This window comes from Bacillus cereus group sp. BfR-BA-01356, assembly GCF_022663635.1.
Taxonomy (GTDB): Bacteria; Bacillota; Bacilli; order Bacillales; family Bacillaceae_G; genus Bacillus_A; species Bacillus_A cereus.
This window is the reverse complement of sequence record NZ_JAKUFX010000094.1, coordinates 1-23,463: the sequence shown is the minus strand read 5'-3', so window position 1 is coordinate 23,463 and position 23,463 is coordinate 1. Positions and strand designations below refer to the sequence as shown.

The following is a 23,463-nucleotide window of genomic DNA, read 5'->3' as shown; positions in this document are numbered from 1 at the left end:
AGACCATTATCTAGAAATATCTTGAGACGTCCAAGTATTTTCTTTATTACTGGACTCTTATTAGAGAGTAAAACTAAGCCTGAGATAGGGCTTAAATATTAATATACGAGGTGGAATGTGTTGTGTTGAAAAAGTGGTTTAAAAATTATTTGGGTGAATCGCATTGTAAACATAAATATGTTTTTATTAAGATGCAGGATAATGAGGATTTTAAAAAAGGTACATTAGGTGTAGTTTATATTTACCAGTGTGAGAAATGTGGAAAAGAGAAGTTGAAATGTAAAAACAATAATGAAATAAACAATGAATTTTTAGATATATAGCAAAAAGTAACCATGATGGTTACTTTTTTGGTTTATGTATACAATATCAAAACCATTACTAAAGTATGAGTTGAGTTGATACTATAGTAAATCGCTGAATAAAAATGAAGAGAGTAAGATATAGGAAAGGAGGATGAGAGAAATGAAGCGAAAAGAAATTAGTAAATCTGTAATTATTACAGGCGTGACACAAGGGTTAGGGCGTGCGATGGTTGATCGATTTCATGAATTAGGGTGGAACATATATGGTTGTGGACGTTCAAAAGATAAAATTGAAGAACTAAAAAAACAGTACAGTAAAATACATGATTTCCAAGTAATTGATGTTTCAGATTCTCAGCAAGTTAACAATTGGGCAAATTATATACTTAATACACATACAGCTCCCGATATGATAATAAATAATGCATCGATTGTAAATCAAAATGCACAACTTTGGAAAATTACGGCTCAAGAATTCGAAAATGTAATATAAAGCAATTGAATATATATTGAATATAACAATAGATAAAAATGGAGATTCATTGACATGCCCAGCATGCATATAAAAAGCACCTTTAAGGTGCTTTTATATTAGTAGCACATTATATCATTCACAAAATTACATCTAAAAAATAAAATAAAAGATTAAGGGTGAGATTTGTTTGTTTTGAAAGCTTTAGAAAATATTTAAATAGGTGATAAAAATGAATCCAAGCAGTTTAAAAGTGACAGGGGCATGGTTTCAAGTGGGAGGGAATCTTACAGCTGCTATTGGAACGACAAGAGGATTTATTGGAGAAGAGAAAGTTGAATCGGATCTTGTTATTGTAGGAAGCTCATTACAAGCCCTCGGATATATATTACAAATCATTGCGAGCAATTATGATGATGGGGAAGAAAAAAGAGAAAATCAAAATATAGGCTTAGAGAATCAAAGTAAATTACTTGATCAAATAGGAATTGAGTTATTAGCATTAGGCAATATATCAAATGTAATAGGAACATATTTTAATATAAATGAACAATTGAAAGAAAATGATTATCTTATCATTACAGGGAACAGTTTACAATCGATCGGTGCTTTTTTAGGAGTAGAAGCAGCTTTGTTGGATATAAATGTATTACAGAAAATTATTATACTGGGTAACTCCATGCAAAGTTTAGGGGCTGGATTACAAGCGTATCAAGGTGTTTCAAATGTATTGAAAGATGAGAGAGAAAATGAAGATAGTATTTTTGATAAGAAGGATGAGAGAATCATTGCACTCATTGGTATTTGGATACAAGCGATAGGAACGTTAATTTCTGCAATTGGAGTAACTGCAATAGAGGAAGAAAATAGGCTAGAAAACAATAAAAAGTCTGAAATACTTATTTAAATAGAAGGAGATACATTGATTTTAGAGGTAGGTTAAGATTAAAATGGTAGTAGGTTTTTTTGCGTATATTTTGAAAAGTGATATATAAAATACAAAATAAGGAGTTTTCAAGGGATGATGTATTTATTAGCAATTCTTCTTCCACCTGTTGCTGTATTATTTTGTGGAAAACCAATTCAGGCAATCATAAATTTCATATTAACATTAATATTTTGGGTTCCAGGAGTTATACATGCAATTCTTGTAGTGCATGATAAAAAAGCTGATCGGCGTTTGAAAAAACAAATTCAAGCATATGATGAAATTAATAAGAGGAATCGAAGATAATTCATCTGCAAAATGTTTTTAAAAGAAAGGAGGATTAACCTCCTTTCTTTTTTAGTGGGTGTTAAGTTTAGATTTTTGTATGGCGGAAAGAATTTTTAATGTAAGTATTATGATAATAACTTTTAGATTGTGCATGTAATAGGCCAGTATAAATACTTTCTGGTACATTAAAGAAATCGTACATACCATTCTTTAATTGGATTCGCAAAATCATAGAAAAAGGATTATAACCAACAGCAACTATATTTTTTGAAATTACGGGAGATAGCTTCATCATTACGCAACTCCTCACTTTTTATTTTTAATACTTTTTTGTAGATGTTGAGGTTGTGATGTTGAAATCCTTATAATTTAAGAGGTATTATACTTATATGCAATATATTAAATGTTTGTTATACGTAATTATAAGGAAGTTCACACGAAGTACATATCGTTGTGCTATTTTTATTTCACCTTTGATTTATAAATAAGAAAATATTGACCATTTGAAAAAAAGGTATATTATTTATACGAGGTATTAAAAATTCACTTTTTACATTCTATGCTTCAAGGGGCAGCGTTATTAGGAAAAATAGAAGTGAAAATAGTTTGTATAAGAAGTATTCTAAAATTTATAATCTGTGAATTGGGAAAATATTGAATGCTCCAGGTCAATATACTTTCTTAATCAAATTTATTTTAGAAAGTGACCTCAATATTTTTAAGTAAATCAACGGGAGAATTGAAAGGCAGGAGAAAGTAACATGTCAGAAAATTATCGTTCTCGAGAGGAACGACGACAAGTTAAAAAGAAAAAACAACCAGCTTCTAAAACACAAAAGCCAAAAGGTAAAACATCATTCTTTCGCAAGTTTTTAATCACTTGTTTATTACTTGGTATTGTTGGTTTAGTGGCGGGGGTTGCTACCTTTTTCGTAATGATTAAGGATGCACCAAAACTTGAGAAAGCAAAACTTGTTAATCCGTTATCCTCAAAAATTTATGATAAAAACGGGGATTTGGTATATGAATATGGAAAAGAAAAAAGGACGAATGTTACGTATGAGCAAATACCTAAATTAGTAGAAAATGCATTTTTAGCGACAGAAGATTCACGTTTTTATGAGCATAGCGGAGTAGATTTTAAAGGTACTGCCCGTGCTGTTCTAGTAAGTCTTAAAGGGGATTATGGTTCTCAAGGTGGAAGTACGATAACACAGCAAGTTATAAAAAACTACTTCTTATCAATGGACAAAACACCAAAGCGTAAGGCGCAAGAAATATATTTAGCTTATAAGCTAGAACAACAGTATTCAAAACATGAAATATTAGAGATGTACTTAAATAAAATTAACTTAGGAAACCGTTCATATGGGATCGCAACAGCAGCACAAAACTACTATGGTAAAGAATTGAAGGACTTAACATTACCAGAAGTTGCGATGCTTGCAGGTTTACCGAAAGCACCGAATAACTATGATCCAACGAAAAAAGAAAATGTTCAAAAAGCAACAGAAAGAAGAAATGTTGTTCTAAGTTTAATGAACCGACATGGATATATAACAAAACAGGAAATGGAAGAAGCATCAAAAGTTGACGTAGAAAAGGGGCTTAAGCCTGCAGCTCAACTACAAACAATGCCATACCCTGCATTTATGGATGCAGTTGTGAAAGAAGTAGAAAAAGAATTACCAGATGCTAATATCGGTTCTGACGGTTTAGAAATTTATACAACGTTAGATCCGAAAGCACAGAAACTTGCTGATAATATTTTAAATAATAATATCATTGATTATCCGAACGATAAATTCCAAGGTGCATTCACATTTATGGATACGAAAACAGGAGAAGTTCGTGCTATAGGTAGTGGCCGTGGAGAAAATAAAGCTGTATTTAAAGGGCATAATATGGCAATTGAATTAGATCGTGCAGCTGGTTCAACGATGAAGCCGATTTTCGACTACGCTCCTGCAATTGAATATTTAAAATGGGCTACGTACCATCAAATTGATGACTCTCCATTTAAGTATTCAACGGGACAAGAAGTACGAAATGCAGATAGAAGTCATATGGGTCCAATTACAATGCGTGAAGCATTAAAAATGTCGCGTAATATTCCTGCAATTAAAACTGCAAAAGAAGTAGGGATTAGTAAATCGAAAGAATTCTCTGAGAAACTAGGTATTACATTTAATACAGCACCGACAGAATCGACAGCGATTGGTACAAATGAAGTATCGCCAACTGAAATAGCGGGTGCTTATGCGGCATTTGGTAATGAAGGTAAATATACGAAACCGCATTTTGTTAAGAAAGTCGTTTATCCAGACGGTAAGTCACAAAGTTTTGGACAAAAACCAAAACAAGTTATGACAGATTCTACCGCATACATGATTACTGATATGCTTCGTTCTGTAGTTACATCAGGTACTGGTACATCGGCAAATGTAGGCTCTTTAGATGTAGCTGGTAAAACGGGTACGACAAACTATTCATCAAAGCAATTAGCTCAATATAAAATTCCAGAAAGTGCAACTCGTGATAGTTGGTTCGCTGGATATACACCGCAATATACGATGGCAGTATGGACTGGGTATATGAAAGATGGTAAAGACGAGTATATTAGTAGTAAAAATACGAAAATTGCACAGTTGATCTTTAAAGAAATGATGAGCGAAATGGCTACAGATAAATCACGCTTTAAAATGCCAAGTAGTGTTATTCAAGAAGGTAGTGAGCTACGTATAAAAGGTGAAAAACGTGATTCATCGCCAAATACTAGCGTACCGGATACAACGGAGCAACCAAAACAAGATCAACAGCAAAAAACTGAAGAAGGGAAAAAGCAAGAAGAATTAAAGAAACAAGAAGAACTGAAAAAACAAGAAGAACAAAAGAAACAAGAGGAACTTAAGAAGCAAGAAGAACAAAAGAAACTAGAAGAGCAAAAGAAACAAGAAGAACAAAATAATGGAAATGGCCAAGGAACGACACCTCCAGCAAATAACGGAGGAGGTCAAGGAAATACGACACCTCCAGCAAATAATGGAGGAGGTCAAGGAAATACGACACCTCCAGCAAATAACGGAGGAGGTCAAGGAAATACAACTCCACCAGCGACCACACAACCAGAGACTGGCGGTAATGCAGGAGAGACCCCTGCTAATAATGGGCAATAAGAAAAATTTATAAAAAATATTAAAAAGCACTTAAGATTTGTGAAAATTACAATCTTAAGTGCTTTTTTCGTTTAAATGTAGTAGCTATGAAATGATGTGTTTTAAATGTTAAACGTACCATAAAAATTTTGAAAATAAATTGATGGGAAATGATAAAAGACTTGAGCCTGAGGTAGTGGAGCGTGGCTAGGATGATAAAAGGTAGTGCTACTTGGATGGGCACCATGATGCCAAAATGAAGGGGTAGCTTGACCTGGTGATTGGTATTGTTGCCAAATTGCTGGAAGTTCAATGCCGACATCGGAACTTGCTGTATGAACGGCGGGGGCATGTATTTCGGGTATCGAAGGAACCGCGACAGTTACTCTTGATGATAATACCCACATAAAATAATCACTCCTAAGTTGTGATAATAAATTAGTATATTCTTTTCACACGTATAAAGGTACATATATAGGACTTTCGTTTAAAATATGCGTACAAAGTCTTAAGACTAATGTAAGCTGATGGTGGACTATTTAATATGAAAAGATACGTCTATTTACGGAGGGAAAAGAGATAAAAAAAATATACAATGAGGGTGTTAATCGTAATATTTTACGAGTGTATGGAGGTATTTTTATGGAAAGATTATGGACGAAATCATTTATTCAAATGACTTTCGCAATGTTATTTTTATTTACAGGATTTTATTTACTTGTTCCAACGCTCCCGCTCTTTATTAAAGAGATAGGTGGCAATGAATCGCAAGTTGGACTTATGATGGGGATGTTTACAATAGCTGCTGTTGTAATACGACCGATTATTGGAGGAATGTTAGATCAATATGGTAGAAGATCCTTTATTATTTTCGGACTCATCTTTTTTGGCTTAACGATGTATTCCTATAATATAGCATCGACTATTGTCCTTTTAGCTGTTTTACGTGTTATTCACGGAGTAACATGGGCTGTTTCTACAACAGCTGTTGGAACAGCAATAACGGATATTATTCCAGATTCACGCCGCGGTGAAGGTATGGGTTGGTACGGGATGGCGATGACAATTGCAATGGCGATTGGACCTATGATTGGATTATGGGTTGTGCAAAATTATTCATTTGATGGTCTATTTTTATTAGCGACGTTGTTATCTTTTATGGCAGTTGTATTATCAATAATAACGAAGATCCCATTTACGCCACAAAAAGAAAAAGGGAAAATTCAGCTATTTGAGAAATCCGTATTAACAATCACGATTGTAGTATTCTTTTTATCGTTTGCATATGGAGGAATAACAACCTTTTTACCGTTATTTGCATCATCAATTCATGTAAACCCGGGAACTTTCTTTCTTGTATATGCAATTGTATTAACAATTGTAAGACCAATTTCAGGGAAACTATTAGATAAGTATGGAGAAGTATTCATTATACTTCCAGCATTATGTATTACTATTTTAGCTATAGTTGTTTTAACTATCTCAAATGGTTTGATAGGTGTAATTATCGCAGCAACATTATACGGTATTGGATTTGGTTCAGCGCAGCCAGCTTTGCAAGCGGCAATGCTTACAATTGTCGATCCGAGTAAAAGAGGAGTTGCAAATGCTTCATTTTTTACAGCGTTTGATTTAGGAATCGGGTTAGGTGCTATTTTACTTGGAGTTGTTTCACAAATGTTTGGTTATCGTATTTTATTTTCAGGGAGTGCAATTTCAGCATTGATAGCCTTAATTATTTTCGTCTTCTTTGTAAAACAACGATTAGGAAAAAAAGAGTTTGCGTAAACTGGAGGAATAAAGATGAGAATTTCAATTGATCGTAAAGCTCTGCAATGGTTCCAGGAAGAATTACGTATAAAGCACGGTGAATCTGTACGTTTTACTGTAAGGTACGGAGGGGATAGTTCAATTCAGCCCGGATATTCTTTAGGGGTTGTTGCTGAGAAACCCGATGGCGAAATAGTGTCAGTTGAGAAGGAAGGTATTATATTTTTTGTAGATTCTGATGATCTTTGGTATTTTCAAAACTATGATTTATTTGTAAGTTATCATGAGGAAATGGAAGAAATTCAATTTAATTATGTAAAATAATAACTTTATTAAAAATGAATAAGTTTTATATAAAAATTATATTTAAGAGATAGTGAAATAAATATCATATAGTAACGAGCTGTATTTATGTACAGCTCGTTTTTTCTATTTCTCAAATAAAATTAGAATAATTGTATATTTGGCGGTGTTATATGAAAAATCTTTATATCTTGTTTTTGAAAATACGCAAAGAAGTCTATCCTTTCTTTATAAAATATAAGAATTATTTTCAAAAAATTGTATTGTTACAGTAAGAAAAGTGTAGGAAACTTATCATTATAAAATAAATTGAAATCTTCTAAAAACTCTGATACATTGAAATAGAAATGTAGTTTCACAATATTGTAAAGGCTTACAGTTATGTGCACGAAGATCTATTAGGATTGGAGGAAATAATGATGAAAGCTGAAGAGAAATTTTCCCCGGGATTAGATGGTATAGTGGCAGCGGAGACGAAAATCTCGTTTCTTGACACAGTAAAAGGTGAAATTGTAATTCAAGGGTATGACTTAATCGAACTCTCAAAAACAAAAGAGTATTTAGACATTGTGCACCTTTTATTGGAGGAACACCTACCGAATGAAGATGAAAAAGTAACACTTGAAAAGAAATTAAAAGAAGAATATGCAGTACCAGAAGGTGTATTCAACGTACTAAAGGCATTGCCTAAAGAGACGCATCCCATGGATGGATTACGTACAGGTGTGTCAGCGTTAGCTGGTTACGATAATGATATCGAAAACCGCTCGTTAGAAGTGAATAAAAGCCGAGGGTACAAGCTGTTAAGTAAAGTGCCAAACATTGTAGCGAATAGCTATCATATTTTAAATAATGAGGAGCCAATTGAACCTCTTAAAGAATTATCTTATAGTGCGAATTTCTTCTATATGTTAACTGGTAAAAAACCAACTGAACTTGAGGAAAAGATCTTTGATCGTTCCCTTGTTTTATATAGTGAGCATGAAATGCCAAACTCTACATTTACAGCTCGCGTTATTGCATCAACACAATCAGATTTATACGGTGCTTTAACAGGTGCAGTTGCATCTTTAAAAGGAAGTTTACATGGCGGTGCAAATGAAGCGGTTATGTACATGCTTTTAGAAGCTGGTAATGTTGAGAAATTTGAAGAGTTATTACAGAAGAAACTATATAACAAAGAAAAAATTATGGGCTTTGGACACCGTGTTTATATGAAGAAGATGGATCCAAGAGCACTTATGATGAAGGAAGCTTTAAAACAGTTATGTGATGTAAAAGGTGATTATACACTATATGAAATGTGTGAAGCTGGAGAAAAGATTATGGAAAAAGAAAAAGGAATTTATCCAAATCTTGATTATTATGCAGCTCCAGTATATTGGATGCTAGGTATTCCAATTCAACTTTACACACCAATCTTCTTTAGCTCTAGAACAGTGGGATTATGTGCGCACGTTATTGAGCAACATGCAAATAATCGTTTGTTCCGTCCTCGTGTAAATTATATTGGCGAGCGACATGTACTTAGTAAATAAGAACAACTGGGGAGTTGTTAGCGCCGCCCGCCAGATGGGTGTTTGACCGACACCCATCATTAATAATAACGAATTTTCGACAGAAAGGGAAGAATAGCATGATTAAAACAAATGAAATTAAGCAAAAAGATGCATTATTAGAAGAGATTACGGATTATGTATTAAATAAAGAGGTTACTAGTGCAGAAGCATTCAGTACAGCTCGTTACGTATTACTTGATACACTTGGATGTGGAATTTTAGCACTGCAATATCCGGAATGTACGAAATTACTAGGACCAGTTGTGCCAGGAACAATCGTGCCAAATGGTACACGTGTACCAGGTACGTCTTATGTACTAGATCCAGTAAAAGGTGCATTTAATATCGGATGTATGATCCGTTGGTTAGACTATAACGATACTTGGCTTGCAGCAGAGTGGGGACATCCATCTGATAACCTAGGCGGAATTTTAGCAGTTGCAGATTATATTAGCCGTGTTCGTATTTCAGAAGGAAAAGAAGCTTTAAAAGTACGTGAAGTATTAGAAATGATGATTAAAGCACATGAAATTCAAGGCGTGCTTGCTTTAGAAAACAGCTTAAACAGAGTTGGTCTTGACCATGTATTATATGTAAAAGTAGCAACAACTGCAGTAGTTGCGAAAATGCTTGGCGGAACACGTGAAGAAATCTTTAATGCATTATCACATGCGTGGATTGATAATTCTAGTCTTCGTACATATCGTCATGCTCCAAATACGGGCTCACGTAAATCATGGGCTGCAGGTGACGCAACGAGCCGCGGTGTTCATCTTGCAATGACTGCTCTAAAAGGTGAAATGGGTTATCCAACAGCATTATCTGCGCCAGGATGGGGATTCCAAGATGTATTATTCAATAAACAAGAATTAAAATTAGCAAGACCACTAGAGTCATATGTAATGGAAAATGTATTATTTAAAGTGTCATATCCAGCAGAATTCCATGCACAAACGGCTGCAGAATGTGCAGTGAAGTTGCATCCGGAAATTAAAGAGAGATTAGATGAAATTGACCGTATTACAATTACAACTCATGAATCAGCAATTCGTATTATTGATAAAGAAGGTCCATTAAATAACCCAGCTGATCGTGATCATTGCTTACAATACATTACGGCAATTGGTTTATTAAAAGGAGATATCGTTGCAGACGATTATGAAGATGCAGTAGCAAACGATCCACGTGTAGATGAATTACGTAATAAGATGGTTGTTGTTGAAAACAAACAGTACAGTTTAGATTACCTTGACCCGAACAAGCGCTCAATCGCCAACGCTGTTCAAGTTCACTTTAAAGATGGCACAGTAACAGAAAATGTGGAATGTGAATATCCGCTTGGTCACCGCTTCCGTAGAGACGAAGCAATTCCAAAAGTTGTTCAAAAATTCACTGCAAATATGGCAGGTCATTATTCTAGTAAGCAACAAGAACAAATTCATGAAGTTTGTTTAAATGAAGAAAAACTAGAAAATATGAATGTAAACGAATTTGTAGATCTATTCTTAATTTAATAATAGGGGGGAATTTAGAATGGCTTGGGTTGTGAAAAAGCAGTCAACACAAGAGGAGCTTGCGAATCGATTCCGAGCTTTAGTAGAAGCAAATGAAATTTTGCAAATTCCAGGTGCTCATGATGCAATGGCAGCTCTTGTTGCGAAAAATACAGGTTTTTCAGCTCTTTATTTATCAGGAGCTGCTTATACTGCAAGTAAAGGCTTACCAGATTTAGGTATCGTGACGTCTACTGAAGTGGCTGAGAGAGCAAGAGATTTAGTAAGAGCTACAGACTTACCTGTTCTTGTTGACATTGATACAGGATTTGGTGGTGTACTAAATGTGGCGAGAACAGCTGTAGAAATGGTGGAAGCGAAAGTAGCAGCTGTCCAAATTGAAGATCAGCAATTACCAAAAAAATGTGGACATTTAAATGGTAAGAAACTTGTTACTACAGAAGAATTGGTTCAAAAAATTAAAGCGATTAAAGAAGTTGCACCGAGCTTATACATTGTAGCACGTACTGATGCTCGTGGCGTTGAAGGATTAGATGAAGCAATTGAAAGAGCAAATGCATATGTAAAAGCAGGTGCAGACGCAATTTTCCCTGAAGCGCTTCAATCAGAGGAAGAATTCCGTCTATTTAATAGCAAGGTAAATGCACCTTTGCTTGCGAATATGACTGAATTCGGAAAAACTCCATATTATAGTGCAGAGGAATTTGCGAATATGGGTTTCCAAATGGTTATTTATCCTGTAACTTCACTTCGCGTTGCAGCGAAAGCGTATGAAAATGTGTTTGCTTTAATTAAAGAAACAGGTTCTCAAAAAGATGCACTTTCTAATATGCAAACGAGAAGTGAATTATACGAAACAATTTCATATCATGACTTTGAAGAGTTAGATACTGGTATTGCAAAAACAGTATTATCAGAAGATCAATAGATAAAGCAGCGAAGGCGATGAAAATACATCTTTGGCAAAATAAAATGCTTGATGTGAAAAATCATCGCCTTCTATTTTCAAAAAAGATATTCCACTCATCGTAGACGAGCATAAGCAAAAAGCTATGAAAGCCGAATGATAGGGGGATACATATGGAGAAAACGAAGTTACCATGGGATGAATTTTTTTCACTTAATAAAGATATAAATCATACTTACTTTACACCAGAAGATTTTTCAGGTGATGAAGATTTAATCGCAAAAACGACAGAACAATTCGTTAAACAAGAAATTGTTCCACAAATGGAGAATATTGAACAACATAACTATAAAGTTTCTCGTCAATTATTTGAGAAAGCTGGGGAACTTGGATTATTAGGCATTGAGGTACCAGAAGATTATGGCGGGTTCGAGTTAGGAAAGGCTGTCTCAGGTCTTGTAGCAGAGAAAATGGGTTACGCTGGTGCGTTTAGCGTTTCTTTTAATATACACGCTGGTGTCGGTACATTGCCTTACATATATTATGGAACGAAAGAGCAAAAAGAAAAATATTTACCGAAAATCGCATCGGGAGAATGGATTGGGGCTTATGCTTTAACAGAGCCAAATGCTGGTTCGGATGCATTAAGTGCAAAAACAAGCGCCGTATTGAATGAAGAGGGAACAGCTTGGAAGTTAAATGGTGAGAAGCAATGGATTACAAATGCTCATATGGCAGATGTATACGTTGTTTTTGCGAAGACAAATAAAGGAATGACAGCGTTTATTGTCGAAAGAACATGTGAAGGTGTATCTATTGGATTAGAAGAAAAGAAAATGGGGATTAAAGGTTCTTCAACAGCGACTCTTATTTTAGAAGATGTTGTCATCCCTGCTGAAAATGTTTTAGGGGAAGTTGGGAAAGGGCATCACGTAGCCCTTAATATTCTTAACTTTGCTAGACTTAAACTTGCTTTTGGAAATATTGGAACAGCAAAACAAGCAATTGGTTTGTCGGTTCAATATGGAAAAGAGCGAAAACAGTTCCAAACGGAATTAGTAGACTTTACGATGATTCAAGAGAAAATTGCAAATATGATCATTGCTACATATGGAGCCGAAAGTGCAGCTTATCGTACGGCAGGTGTAATCGATGAAGCAATTCATGAGAGCGATGAAGATCTTATGAAGAAAATGTCCCAATTTGCAATTGAATGTGCACTGAATAAAGTAAATGCTTCTGAAACACTTGCTTATATCGTAGATGAAGCTGTACAAATTCATGGTGGTTACGGTTATATGCAAGAGTATGAGGTAGAACGATTATATCGTGATGCTAGAATTAGTCGTATTTTTGAAGGAACGAACGAAATTAATAGATTAACAGTTGCTAAAATGCTAATGAAGCAAATCGAACAATTAGAAGATACTGAAGTAGAAAGTGATGTAGCAAATGTAGAAAGAAACCATCGTTACATTTTATTAGCGAAAAAATTGTTGAAACAATCTTTGAAAACGCTCTCTAAAACTCCAGGCATAAAAATTGACCAAGAACAAGAATATTCACGTGTAATTTCAAATATGTTGACGGACGTGTACGTCATGGAATCAGCGTTTTTACGTACGAGAAAAGCGGTACGTAAAAATGGAGAGGAAAAAGAACGTACGAAGCAACTAATAACGGATGTTATTTGTGAAGAAGGATACCGTAAAGTAGAAGAAGCGGCGATTTCTGTACTTTCAGCGGCTGTTACAGAAGAACAAGATAGACATGTGATTTTAGCTGAAATCCGTCAATTATTAGTGCCTTTATACACGAACGTATTTACGAAGAAGAGAGCAATTGCGAAAGCTATTATAAATCGCGGGAAATATATTGTGTAAATAGGAGGAAAGCGATATGAAAAAGATTGGTTTTATCGGTTTAGGTAACATGGGCCTTCCAATGTCAAAAAATCTAGTTAAATCAGGTTACACAGTATATGGCGTGGACTTAAATAAAGAGGCGGAAGCGTCCTTTGAAAAAGAAGGCGGAATTATCGGTCTATCAATCTCAAAACTAGCAGAAACATGTGATGTAGTTTTTACAAGTTTACCTTCACCTCGCGCTGTTGAAGCGGTATATTTTGGAGCAGAAGGATTATTTGAAAATGGTCACTCGAATGTAGTTTTCATTGATACAAGTACGGTATCGCCGCAGTTAAATAAACAGTTAGAGGAAGCTGCAAAGGAAAAGAAAGTAGACTTTTTAGCAGCACCTGTGAGCGGTGGTGTAATCGGAGCCGAAAACCGTACATTAACGTTTATGGTTGGTGGATCAAAAGACGTATATGAGAAAACGGAATCTATCATGGGCGTACTAGGCGCGAACATTTTCCACGTTAGTGAGCAGATTGATAGTGGTACAACTGTTAAGTTAATTAATAACTTATTAATTGGTTTTTATACAGCTGGTGTGAGTGAAGCTTTAACATTAGCGAAAAAGAACAATATGGATTTAGATAAAATGTTTGATATTTTAAATGTAAGTTACGGTCAAAGTAGAATTTATGAACGTAATTATAAAAGTTTTATAGCACCTGAAAACTACGATCCAGGATTTACTGTGAACTTATTGAAGAAAGATTTAGGATTTGCAGTTGACTTAGCTAAGGAAAGCGAACTCCATTTACCGGTAAGCGAAATGTTATTAAACGTATATGACGAAGCGAGTCAAGCTGGATATGGTGAAAATGATATGGCTGCTTTATATAAGAAAGTTAGCGAGCAATTAATTTCTAATCAAAAATAAATTATACAAAGGAGAGAATACAATGATTACAACTGAAATTAAACGAGTAAAAAATCACATTAACGGTGAGTGGGTTGAATCGACAGGTACGGAAGTAGAAGCAGTTCCAAATCCAGCGACTGGAAAAATTATCGCTTACGTTCCACTATCTCCAAAAGAAGATGTTGAAAAAGCTGTTGAAGCGGCAAAAGCAGCATTCGAAACATGGTCTAAAGTACCAGTTCCAAATCGTTCAAGAAATTTATATAAATATTTACAGCTATTACAAGAAAACAAAGATGAGCTTGCAAAAATCATTACGCTAGAAAATGGTAAGACGCTAACGGATGCAACAGGTGAAGTACAGCGTGGTATTGAAGCGGTAGAACTTGCAACATCTACGCCAAATTTAATGATGGGTCAAGCACTTCCGAATATCGCTAGCGGAATTGATGGATCGATTTGGCGCTACCCAATCGGAGTTGTTGCTGGTATTACACCGTTTAACTTCCCGATGATGATTCCGTTATGGATGTTCCCACTTGCAATTGCTTGCGGTAATACATTCGTATTAAAAACATCTGAAAGAACGCCACTTTTAGCGGAGCGACTTGTAGAATTATTCTATGAAGCAGGTTTCCCAAAAGGCGTATTAAATTTAGTGCAAGGCGGAAAAGATGTTGTAAATAGCATTTTAGAAAATAAAGATATTCAGGCTGTTTCGTTCGTTGGCTCTGAGCCGGTAGCTCGTTACGTATATGAAACAGGTACGAAACACGGAAAACGTGTACAAGCGTTAGCAGGTGCGAAAAACCATGCGATTGTAATGCCAGATTGCAATCTTGAGAAAACAGTACAAGGTGTAATTGGATCTGCATTTGCAAGTAGTGGAGAGCGCTGCATGGCATGCTCAGTAGTAGCAGTAGTGGATGAAATTGCTGATGAATTTATTGATGTATTAGTAGCAGAAACGAAAAAATTAAAAGTAGGCGATGGCTTTAACGAAGATAACTATGTTGGACCATTAATCCGTGAATCTCATAAAGAGCGCGTTTTAGGCTATATTAATAGCGGTGTAGCAGATGGGGCAACTTTATTAGTAGATGGCCGTAAAATTAATGAAGAAGTTGGAGAAGGTTACTTTGTAGGTGCGACAATCTTTGATGGCGTGAATCAAGAAATGAAAATTTGGCAAGAAGAAATTTTTGCTCCAGTATTAAGTATTGTACGTGTTAAAGATTTAGAAGAAGGTATTAAACTAACAAATCAATCTAAATTTGCAAATGGTGCGGTTATTTATACGTCAAATGGTAAACATGCACAAACATTCCGTGATAACATCGATGCTGGTATGATTGGTGTAAACGTAAACGTTCCAGCACCAATGGCATTCTTCGCATTTGCAGGAAATAAAGCTTCATTCTTTGGTGATTTAGGTACAAATGGCACAGATGGCGTTCAATTCTATACACGTAAAAAAGTTGTAACTGAGCGCTGGTTTTAATATAGAGTAAACAACCAAATCAGTTATTAGATGAAAACCACCACTATTAATAGTGGTGGTTTTCGTCTTGTTAATTATTTTTTTCAAAAGCTAGTTTAATACCAAATCCAATTAGGACGACTCCTGTTAGCCCTTGAATATAACGTTGCGTCTTCGGTTTTTTCATAAAAGCACTAATTTTATCAATTAAAAATATATAAAATGCAAACCAAATGACTGTTAAAACGAGGTAAGTAAGGCCCATTACAAGAAGTTGAATAAATGTATTATGATTTGGATTTAAAAATTGTGGTAAAAAAGTTAAAAAGAAGACTGCTACTTTAGGATTTAATAAATTTGTAAGAAATCCTTGGCGAAAGCAAGAAGTATGTTCGTTTTCATTATTCAAAGATAGATTATTTGTATCTAAGTTTTCTTTGTTTCTTACTGCTAAAAGGGCTTTAATACCGATATATATTAAATAGAGAGCCCCAACGTACTTGAAAATAGAAAATAAAAGAGCTGACTTTACAATAAGTGCAGAAAGACCAATTACAGCAGCTAAAGTATGAATTAATAGTGCAATACATGTACCAAACACTGTTTTCACTCCACCGACTTTACCAGCAACCAATGTATTTTTCGTAGCCATTGCTGTATCTGGACCAGGTAAAATGATGAGGCAAATAGACATAATGATGAAAAGAAGATAATTTTCTATCATAGCCGTCCCTCCTTTTTATTTTTAGAATATTTGATTAAAATCAGTGTAGCACAAAAATGGATTTAATAAAATTAAATTTTGTTAAAAATAATTAAATAAAAAAGGCTATATAGTAGCTGTAATTACACTACTATATAGCCTCGATTTTATACCGCTATTTGCGGGTAGTAAGATTTTCACCGCACAAGATTTAGCTGAAGAAAAGAAGTTAGGTGGGGGATGAACAAAACCTCCCCTCATGACAATTTCATTTTATGCATTAAGTAAGTTAAAGAAACGATTCACATCTTCTTCTGAAACGTCACTTAACTGTTTATATTTATAATTCGGATTTTGATCTTTATCAACGACAACGGAGCGTACTCCCTCGAAGAAATCTTCATGTCTCATGAAATTTTTAGCAAGTATAAGGTCCGTAGCGAAACATTCTTCAACGGATTTATCTTTTCCATCAATAAACTGTTTTAATGTTACTTTTAGTGAAATAGGGGATTTTGATAACAGTGTTTCTTTCGTTTTTAGAGCAAAGGAACTTTTATCTTTCTCCAATGAATGGATGATTTCTTCAATTGTATCGAAAGCAAAATGTGAATTGATTACTTCTAATGAAGGAGCAAGCTCGCTTTCTAAGTTTGGAGCAGTTGCAAATGTACGAATAACTTCTTTTAAATTAGTATGTACATCATCTTCTTTATGCCAATTTACACTTTCAAGTTCAGTAAGAAACTCTGGTAATGAATCAGATGTCATAAAGTAATCAGCAGCATTAATAAATAATACGTCAGAAGCTTTTAAAATAGATGCTGTTAAAGCAACGAAGCGTCCTGTATATCCAGGTGCTTTATTTAAGAAATATGCAGCTCCGACGTCTGGGAAGAAGCCGATATTCATCTCTGGCATTGCCCATTTCGTACGCTCAGTTACAATGCGATACTTCGCACCATTTGTAAGACCGACACCACCGCCCATTACAATTCCATCTAAACAAGCAATAATCGGTTTTGTATATTGATAAATATATGTATCAATTTCATACTCTTCTTCAAAAAAACGTTCTGCATGTTGCAATGCCACTTCATTGGAACGCGCTTCATAAAGAGTTTTAATGTCGCCACCTGCACAAAAACCTTTTGTGCCAGCTCCTTTTAACACGATAAGTGCAATACGCTCATCGTGTTCCCACTCTTTAAGTTTTTGTCCGATAGGTTGTAACATGTCATAAGATAAAGAATTAAGTGCTTTTGGACGGTTTAAAGTAATTGTAGCAACGCCGTTTTCACTAACAGAAAATAAAACTTGTTCAGTCATAATGCATCCTCCCTTACATATCTTCTTATTCTTAATTCTTGATATGTACTGAAATGTCCTTTATAAATTTTGTCAAAAGTTGACGGTAAATATTAATTTGGTCACTGCATATTTTGACGAGTTATCTTTGCAGGATTTCAGAGACTGAGGGGGAATATTACAACATTACTGTAAGTGTAATTATTTGAAGTTATAATGATAAAAGCGCTATTATATAGGTGTGAAATGTTCATTATCAATTTTAAAAGTGTGTTTGAAGAAAAAATAAATCGTACAATTGTAACAAAAAATTTTTACACTGAATTAGAAATAGAGAAAGGAGAAATCGGAATGCCAGGACCTTTACTATTGTCGGTTATTATTTTGTCTTTTTTAATGATAGGAATAACGCAGTATTTTCATCATACAGATACGACAGAAGAAGTGAAGGATAAAGTACGTCTCGTATTTCCGATTTTTATAATATCTATTTCATTCTGTATTTTATTAAATAAAGATGGCTACATTGTCGCAGTGTTCTCATTTTTCGTCGCAATCGTCTTAATTACCGTTTTATATTATGTAATGAAAGACTTTATACAAAAATAAAGATGTCACAATAGGCATTTTTATTTTGGGGAAAATATAAAATTTCACATACCGTATTTTATATAAAATACATAAAGCATATAACAATAGAAAAGTGTGTACTTTGCTGTGTATGTACTTGTCAATCTTGCATAGCCACTATACTATTAAAATGTAGAGATTATAAAAAGGGGTTGTATCTATCATGAAATTTGAGATGCACACAAAAATTATTTCAAATGAAAAAGAAGTAAGATTACATATTGAAGAAAATATATTTCAATTAATATTGGATGGTTATCACTTATTTACAGTTCAAGAAATATTGCCTTTATATAAATCAAATGAAGAAAGAATTGGAAGTGCAACGATATTGAAGCTAGAGTGGGAGAACGGAAAAACTACAATAAACTATCAACTCGTTTCACTAAAATCAGTAAATTAAAAGGAGTAGAAAAATATGAAGTTATTTCATACAGCGGATTGGCATTTAGGTAAGCTTGTTCATGGCGTGTATATGACTGAAGACCAAAAGATTGTATTAGATCAGTTTGTACAGGCTGTTGAAGAAGAAAAACCAGATGCTGTAATTATTGCAGGGGATTTATATGATCGAGCAATTCCACCTACAGAAGCAGTAGATTTATTAAATGATGTGCTGCAAAAAATAGTTATTGATTTGCAAACACCAGTTATTGCAGTAGCTGGTAATCATGATAGTCCGGATCGTATCCATTTTGGAAGTAGTTTAATGAAAAAACAAGGATTACATATTGCAGGTCAATTTCAATTCCCCTATGAACCTGTTGTACTAAATGATGAATATGGAGAGGTTCACTTCCATTTAATACCGTATGCAGACCCAAGCATAGTGAGGCACGTGTTGAAAAATGAAGACGTACGTTCTCATGATGATGCGATGCGCATTTTTATGAATGAGCTCTCCGAAACGATGGATAAAGAAGCTAGACATGTATTTGTTGGACATGCATTTGTAACTTCTTCAGGAGAAGCGGAGGAGAATACAAGTGATGCAGAACGACCACTTTCAATTGGTGGTGCTGAATATGTAAATAGTCATTATTTTGATAAGTTTCATTACACAGCGCTTGGACATTTACATCAAGCGCATTTCGTACGTAATGAGACGATTCGATATTCAGGTTCACCACTTGCCTATTCAATTTCTGAAGAGAAACATAAAAAAGGTTATTACATTGTAGAACTGAATGAAACTGGTGAAGTAGCAATTGAAAAAAGGTTACTTTCACCACGTCGTAAAATGCGAACAGTAGAAGCGAAAATAGATGAATTATTACAGCACCCAGTAAGTGAAGATTACGTATTTGTAAAATTATTAGACGAAAACCCTGTCTTACAGCCAATGGAGAAAATACGATCTGTATATCCAAATGCAATGCACGTTGAAAGAGCGATGCAAAGGCGAGAACTCACAGATACAAATGAAGTAACGGTTTCAAGACATAAAACGGATGATTTATCTCTTTTAAAGGCTTTCTATAAAGAAATGAAAGGGTTAGATTTATCAGAAGAGAAAGAACGCCTATTTATAGATGTATTACAAACAGTGCAAGAACGGGAAGGTGAACGAGGATGAGACCGATTCAGCTTATTATGACAGCATTCGGGCCATATAAACAGAAAGAAGTAATCGATTTTGAAGATCTTGGAGAACATCGTATTTTCGCTATTTCTGGGAATACGGGAGCTGGAAAAACAACGATTTTTGATGCGATTTGTTATGTGTTATATGGTGAGGCTAGTGGAGAAGAACGTAGTGATACGAGCATGCTTCGAAGTCAATTTGCTGATGATAATGTTTATACAAGTGTTGAATTAACCTTTCAGTTAAAAGGGAAACGCTATGAAATAAAACGACAACTTGGACATAAAAAACAAGGGAATAAGACCATTACAGGACATGCAGTAGAATTATATGAAGTTATTGATGGAGAAAACGTTCCAGCCGTCGATCGTTTTCATGTAACAGACGTAAACAAAAAAGTGGAAGATTTAATTGGGTTAAGTAAACATCAATTTAGCCAAATTGTTATGTTACCCCAAGGGGAATTCCGAAAACTATTAACATCTGAGACGGAAAACAAAGAAGAGATTTTACGTCGTATTTTTAAAACGGATCGTTATAAATTAATGCGTGAGTTACTTGATCAAAAGAGAAAACAATGGAAAGATGTCTTGCAAGAAAAACAAAAAGAGAGAGAGCTCTATTTCCGTAATGTTTTTAAATTACCAATCCGTGATGGAGCATTATTAGAGACATTAGTGGCACAAGAACATGTAAATACGCATCAAGTAGTAGAAGCGTTAGAACAAGAAACAACCGTGTATAAAGCAGAGGTTGAGCAATTACAAGTAGAACAAGATGTTCAAACGAAGCAATTAAAGGATGCAGAAACACGTTTTCATGCAGCAAAATCTATAAATGAGAAATTTATAGATTTACAACAAAAGAATGAGAAATATAACACTTTACAAGAGAACCGTGCAGCAATTGAAAGGAAAGAAAAATCCTTTAAACGTGCGGAACAAGCAAAGCGCTTATTACCATTTGAACAATGGTATGAAGAAGCGATGGAAAATGAGCAGAAAGTTGAAAGTTTGTTAAAACAGATAATTGTCAAACAAGAACAGATAATGAACAGCTTTGAACTTGCTAAGGAGAAGTATGAAGTAGTAAAGAATAAAGAAGCTGAACGAGAAGAGGCTAAAAAACTTGTTCAAAGATTAGAAGAGTTACAAGCAATCATTGAATCATTAGCTGAGAGAAAGCTGAATTTACAAAATGCCGAAATTCAAATAGGGAAATTAAAAGAAAGTATGCAAAAGTTAGATCAACAACTAGAAGAGCATACAAACCAAAAACAGAGAATGTCTGATGAATTGCAGCAATTAGAACAAGCACTTGAGCAATATGTAGCTAAAGTAGAAGAACTAACGAATATGCGAGAAGATGCAAAAGTTTTAAAGCAAGCATATGATGTTTGGCAAGAAAAACAAAAATTCGAGCAAGAAAAAGAAGCGGCAACTAATAAAATGCAAGTGGCAGTTCGTGCATATGAAAACATGGAGCGCCGCTGGTTAAGTGAACAAGCTGGTATATTAGCTCTTCATTTACATGACGGTGAATCTTGTCCGGTATGTGGTAGTACGAATCATCCGCAAAAAGCTACAGAGCAAAGTAATGCGATCGATGAAAAAGAGTTAAACAATTTAAGAGATAAGAAGAACATTGCTGAAAAATTACATGTGCAAGTAGAGGAGAAATGGAATTTCTATCGACTACAATATGAACAAGTGATAGAAGAAGTTGTGAAACGCGGCTACAATTCGGAAAAATTAGCTGAAACATATAGTGCACTTGTTCAAAAAGGAAAACAATTAGCTGCAGATGTGAATACGTTAAAAGCAAGTGAAGAAACACGTAAGCAGATTGCTGCGAACATGAAAAGCGTAGAAGAAAAAATAGAAGAACTTCAGAAACAAAAACGAGAAGTGGAAACAATGCAGCACCGTACAGAAATGGAGTGTATGCAACTTCGTACGTCATATGAACATGATAAACGAAATATTCCAGAAAACTTACAAACAGTACAAGCTTGGAAAGCACAGTTTGACCAAGCTATGCAGGAACTTAGGTTAATGGAGGACGAATGGAAGAAAGTCCAGGAAGCGTATCAGCATTGGCAAAATGAAAATATACGTATTCAAGCAGAACAAAAAGGTGCTTCTAATCAATTTGAAAGTGCAAAATTAAAGAAAGAAGAGACTTTCGCACGCTTTATGAAAGAGCTAGAACAAAGTGGGTTTACAGATGAATTCACGTATAAAGAAGCCAAATTAAGCGATGCCGAGATGGAGATGTTACAAAAAGAAATTCAAGGTTATTATTCATCGCTTGAAGTGCTTGCAAAACAAATCGAAGAGTTAAACTCAGAATTAAAAGATAAAGAGTATATGGATATTACATCTTTAGGTGAACACATAAAAGAACTAGAAATTAATCTCGATATCATTAAAGAAAAACGTCAACGTGCGCAAAATGCGGTAACATATATTTCTGATTTACATGAAAACATTAGACGTATTGACGAACAAATTCACGAGGAAGAAAAAGCCTTCCAAGAACTTGTTGATTTATATGAAGTAATGAAAGGTGATAACGAAAGTCGTATATCATTTGAACGTTACATTTTAATTGAGTATTTAGAACAAATCGTTCAAATCGCAAACGAACGACTACGTAAATTATCAAATGGACAATTTTATTTAAAACGAAGTGAGCGAGTTGAAAAAAGAAACCGTCAAAGTGGATTAGGCTTAGATGTGTACGATGCATACACTGGCCAAACGCGCGATGTAAAAACATTATCCGGCGGAGAGAAATTTAACGCATCACTTTGCTTAGCTCTAGGAATGGCAGATGTCATTCAAGCATATGAAGGTGGTATTTCCATCGAAACGATGTTCATCGATGAAGGGTTCGGTTCATTAGATGAAGAATCATTAACCAAAGCAGTAGATGCCTTAATTGACTTACAAAAATCAGGCCGATTTATCGGTGTCATCTCACACGTTCAAGAGCTGAAAAACGCAATGCCAGCTGTATTAGAAGTAACGAAGCAGAAGGATGGATGTAGTCAGACGCGGTTTGTGGTGAAGTAAGCTTAAAAAATGGAGTAGGGAATCTACCGATACTTTTAGTGTCATATGTATGAATAATAAAACGTCGTCTCTTCATATTGGAGGCGACGTTTTATTTTATAAAATATCTATGAATTATCTGTAGAAGGCGGCGTATTCTCCAAACGATTATAAGCTTTAAAAGCTGAAATTGCTGAGATAACCCCGCCTACTAAAAATAAAGTCGATCCTCCAACTAAGATGATACGACTGACATATGTTTCCCGTGCTTCTTCGACTTCTTCTTGTAACGCTGTAGGCATATGAATCCTCCCTTTATAAAAGTTGTTTTATAAATAGTATATACAAACGCCTAAAATGTGTTAAAATAACTGATGATTTTATGCAGTGGGTAATTAGATGAGTAGGATGCGAGTGGCTAAGTAAATCTTCATCACAAATTTATGTGAACTTCACATAGAGCACATATTAACATTGTATTATGTATATGTACCAAATAAATAAATAAAGTAAATGTAAGTTCTGTTTTCAAAAATTTAAAATCCTTTTATTTCTATATAAAAGTTTTAATCAAGGGTTTTAAAAAATTTGGAAATAGATCTTATGAATATGGAATTCATATAAAAGACCTGCGGTAGTATGTCAACTGAAAAATAATATCTTTTGAAGTTATCAAAGGACAAATTGCTTAAAAAAGACATCACGAAACTAGACCAGTATTTTATGTA

Annotated in this window: 21 protein-coding genes and 1 pseudogene; 17 read left to right on the top strand and 5 right to left on the bottom strand. The window is 34.6% G+C overall.

All coding sequences use genetic code 11. The annotated features are described in order from the left end of the window. Positions 1-122: 122 nt before the first annotated feature. The 4 genes and pseudogenes from MR168_RS24075 (at position 123) to MR168_RS24060 (ending at position 2,011) form a co-directional block, all read left to right on the top strand. Positions 123-323, top strand: coding sequence for a hypothetical protein (locus MR168_RS24075; protein WP_000915148.1), 201 nt, complete (start codon positions 123-125; stop codon positions 321-323). A 142-nt stretch (positions 324-465) separates the two neighbouring features. Further along, positions 466-795, top strand: a pseudogene (locus MR168_RS24070) (SDR family oxidoreductase); the annotation flags it as partial. 214 nt (positions 796-1,009) lie between these two features. Next, positions 1,010-1,684 carry a DUF6944 family repetitive protein gene (locus MR168_RS24065; RefSeq protein ID WP_001070038.1) on the top strand — a complete coding sequence of 225 codons (675 nt, stop codon included), beginning with the start codon at positions 1,010-1,012 and terminating at the stop codon, positions 1,682-1,684. A 114-nt stretch (positions 1,685-1,798) separates the two neighbouring features. Beyond that, positions 1,799-2,011 carry a YqaE/Pmp3 family membrane protein gene (locus MR168_RS24060; protein ID WP_000990233.1) on the top strand — a complete coding sequence of 71 codons (213 nt, stop codon included), beginning with the start codon at positions 1,799-1,801 and terminating at the stop codon, positions 2,009-2,011. 67 nt (positions 2,012-2,078) lie between these two features. Here MR168_RS24060 and MR168_RS24055 read toward each other — a convergent pair whose 3' ends face one another. Continuing rightward, entirely contained in the window at positions 2,079-2,288 is a 210-nt protein-coding gene (locus MR168_RS24055) for a KTSC domain-containing protein (RefSeq protein ID WP_000977081.1), read from the bottom strand. Between the two features lie 466 nt (positions 2,289-2,754). Between MR168_RS24055 and MR168_RS24050 the strand changes: the two genes are divergently transcribed. Then, the gene (locus MR168_RS24050) at positions 2,755-5,169 is read left to right on the top strand and encodes a transglycosylase domain-containing protein (protein ID WP_103597649.1); all 2,415 of its coding nucleotides are present in this window, start codon (positions 2,755-2,757) and stop codon (positions 5,167-5,169) included. Positions 5,170-5,270: 101 nt separating this feature from the next. Here MR168_RS24050 and MR168_RS24045 read toward each other — a convergent pair whose 3' ends face one another. Continuing rightward, the gene (locus MR168_RS24045; RefSeq protein ID WP_000270101.1) at positions 5,271-5,555 is read right to left on the bottom strand and encodes a hypothetical protein; all 285 of its coding nucleotides are present in this window, start codon (positions 5,553-5,555) and stop codon (positions 5,271-5,273) included. Between the two features lie 235 nt (positions 5,556-5,790). Here MR168_RS24045 and MR168_RS24040 point away from each other — a divergent pair, with 235 nt between their 5' ends. The 8 genes from MR168_RS24040 (at position 5,791) to MR168_RS24005 (ending at position 15,474) form a co-directional block, all read left to right on the top strand. Beyond that, positions 5,791-6,936 carry an MFS transporter gene (locus tag MR168_RS24040; RefSeq protein ID WP_242291544.1) on the top strand — a complete coding sequence of 382 codons (1,146 nt, stop codon included), beginning with the start codon at positions 5,791-5,793 and terminating at the stop codon, positions 6,934-6,936. Positions 6,937-6,951: 15 nt separating this feature from the next. Then, a complete protein-coding gene (locus MR168_RS24035) occupies positions 6,952-7,242 on the top strand; it encodes a HesB/YadR/YfhF family protein (protein ID WP_001222842.1) in 291 nt (96 codons plus the stop codon). A 395-nt stretch (positions 7,243-7,637) separates the two neighbouring features. Beyond that, positions 7,638-8,759, top strand: coding sequence for a citrate synthase (gene mmgD, locus MR168_RS24030; RefSeq protein WP_002041090.1), 1,122 nt, complete (start codon positions 7,638-7,640; stop codon positions 8,757-8,759). Positions 8,760-8,857: 98 nt separating this feature from the next. Beyond that, entirely contained in the window at positions 8,858-10,294 is a 1,437-nt protein-coding gene (gene prpD / locus MR168_RS24025; protein WP_000598123.1) for a 2-methylcitrate dehydratase, read from the top strand. A gap of 19 nt (positions 10,295-10,313) precedes the next feature. Next, complete coding sequence (prpB, locus tag MR168_RS24020; RefSeq protein ID WP_000312639.1) at positions 10,314-11,222, top strand: methylisocitrate lyase; 909 nt, start codon at positions 10,314-10,316, stop codon at positions 11,220-11,222. Between the two features lie 152 nt (positions 11,223-11,374). Beyond that, positions 11,375-13,084 carry an acyl-CoA dehydrogenase family protein gene (locus tag MR168_RS24015; protein ID WP_086411579.1) on the top strand — a complete coding sequence of 570 codons (1,710 nt, stop codon included), beginning with the start codon at positions 11,375-11,377 and terminating at the stop codon, positions 13,082-13,084. 16 nt (positions 13,085-13,100) lie between these two features. After that, positions 13,101-13,991: an NAD(P)-dependent oxidoreductase gene (locus MR168_RS24010; RefSeq protein WP_049107714.1), complete on the top strand. Its 891-nt coding sequence runs from the start codon at positions 13,101-13,103 to the stop codon at positions 13,989-13,991. A gap of 22 nt (positions 13,992-14,013) precedes the next feature. Beyond that, complete coding sequence (locus tag MR168_RS24005; protein WP_086411580.1) at positions 14,014-15,474, top strand: CoA-acylating methylmalonate-semialdehyde dehydrogenase; 1,461 nt, start codon at positions 14,014-14,016, stop codon at positions 15,472-15,474. A gap of 70 nt (positions 15,475-15,544) precedes the next feature. Here the strand turns inward: MR168_RS24005 and MR168_RS24000 are convergent, their stop codons facing one another. Beyond that, a complete protein-coding gene (locus MR168_RS24000; RefSeq protein ID WP_061113219.1) occupies positions 15,545-16,177 on the bottom strand; it encodes a LysE family translocator in 633 nt (210 codons plus the stop codon). Positions 16,178-16,429: 252 nt separating this feature from the next. Beyond that, the gene (locus tag MR168_RS23995; RefSeq protein ID WP_086385976.1) at positions 16,430-17,485 is read right to left on the bottom strand and encodes an enoyl-CoA hydratase/isomerase family protein; all 1,056 of its coding nucleotides are present in this window, start codon (positions 17,483-17,485) and stop codon (positions 16,430-16,432) included. A 330-nt stretch (positions 17,486-17,815) separates the two neighbouring features. On the opposite strand from MR168_RS23995, the gene MR168_RS23990 reads away from it, so the two are divergent. The 4 genes from MR168_RS23990 (at position 17,816) to MR168_RS23975 (ending at position 22,756) form a co-directional block, all read left to right on the top strand. After that, positions 17,816-18,073, top strand: coding sequence for a hypothetical protein (locus MR168_RS23990; RefSeq protein WP_001119404.1), 258 nt, complete (start codon positions 17,816-17,818; stop codon positions 18,071-18,073). Between the two features lie 184 nt (positions 18,074-18,257). Continuing rightward, positions 18,258-18,497 (top strand): DUF2584 family protein, encoded by a 240-nt coding sequence (locus MR168_RS23985; RefSeq protein ID WP_000667346.1) that lies wholly within the window; start codon positions 18,258-18,260, stop codon positions 18,495-18,497. Positions 18,498-18,512: 15 nt separating this feature from the next. Further along, complete coding sequence (locus MR168_RS23980; protein ID WP_000765150.1) at positions 18,513-19,670, top strand: exonuclease SbcCD subunit D; 1,158 nt, start codon at positions 18,513-18,515, stop codon at positions 19,668-19,670. Further along, a complete protein-coding gene (locus tag MR168_RS23975; RefSeq protein ID WP_001247461.1) occupies positions 19,667-22,756 on the top strand; it encodes an AAA family ATPase in 3,090 nt (1,029 codons plus the stop codon). The genes MR168_RS23980 and MR168_RS23975 overlap by 4 nt, the downstream gene beginning before the upstream one ends. A 107-nt stretch (positions 22,757-22,863) precedes the next feature. Here MR168_RS23975 and MR168_RS23970 read toward each other — a convergent pair whose 3' ends face one another. After that, a complete protein-coding gene (locus tag MR168_RS23970; protein WP_001141668.1) occupies positions 22,864-23,037 on the bottom strand; it encodes a hypothetical protein in 174 nt (57 codons plus the stop codon). Between the last annotated feature and the right edge of the window lie 426 nt (positions 23,038-23,463).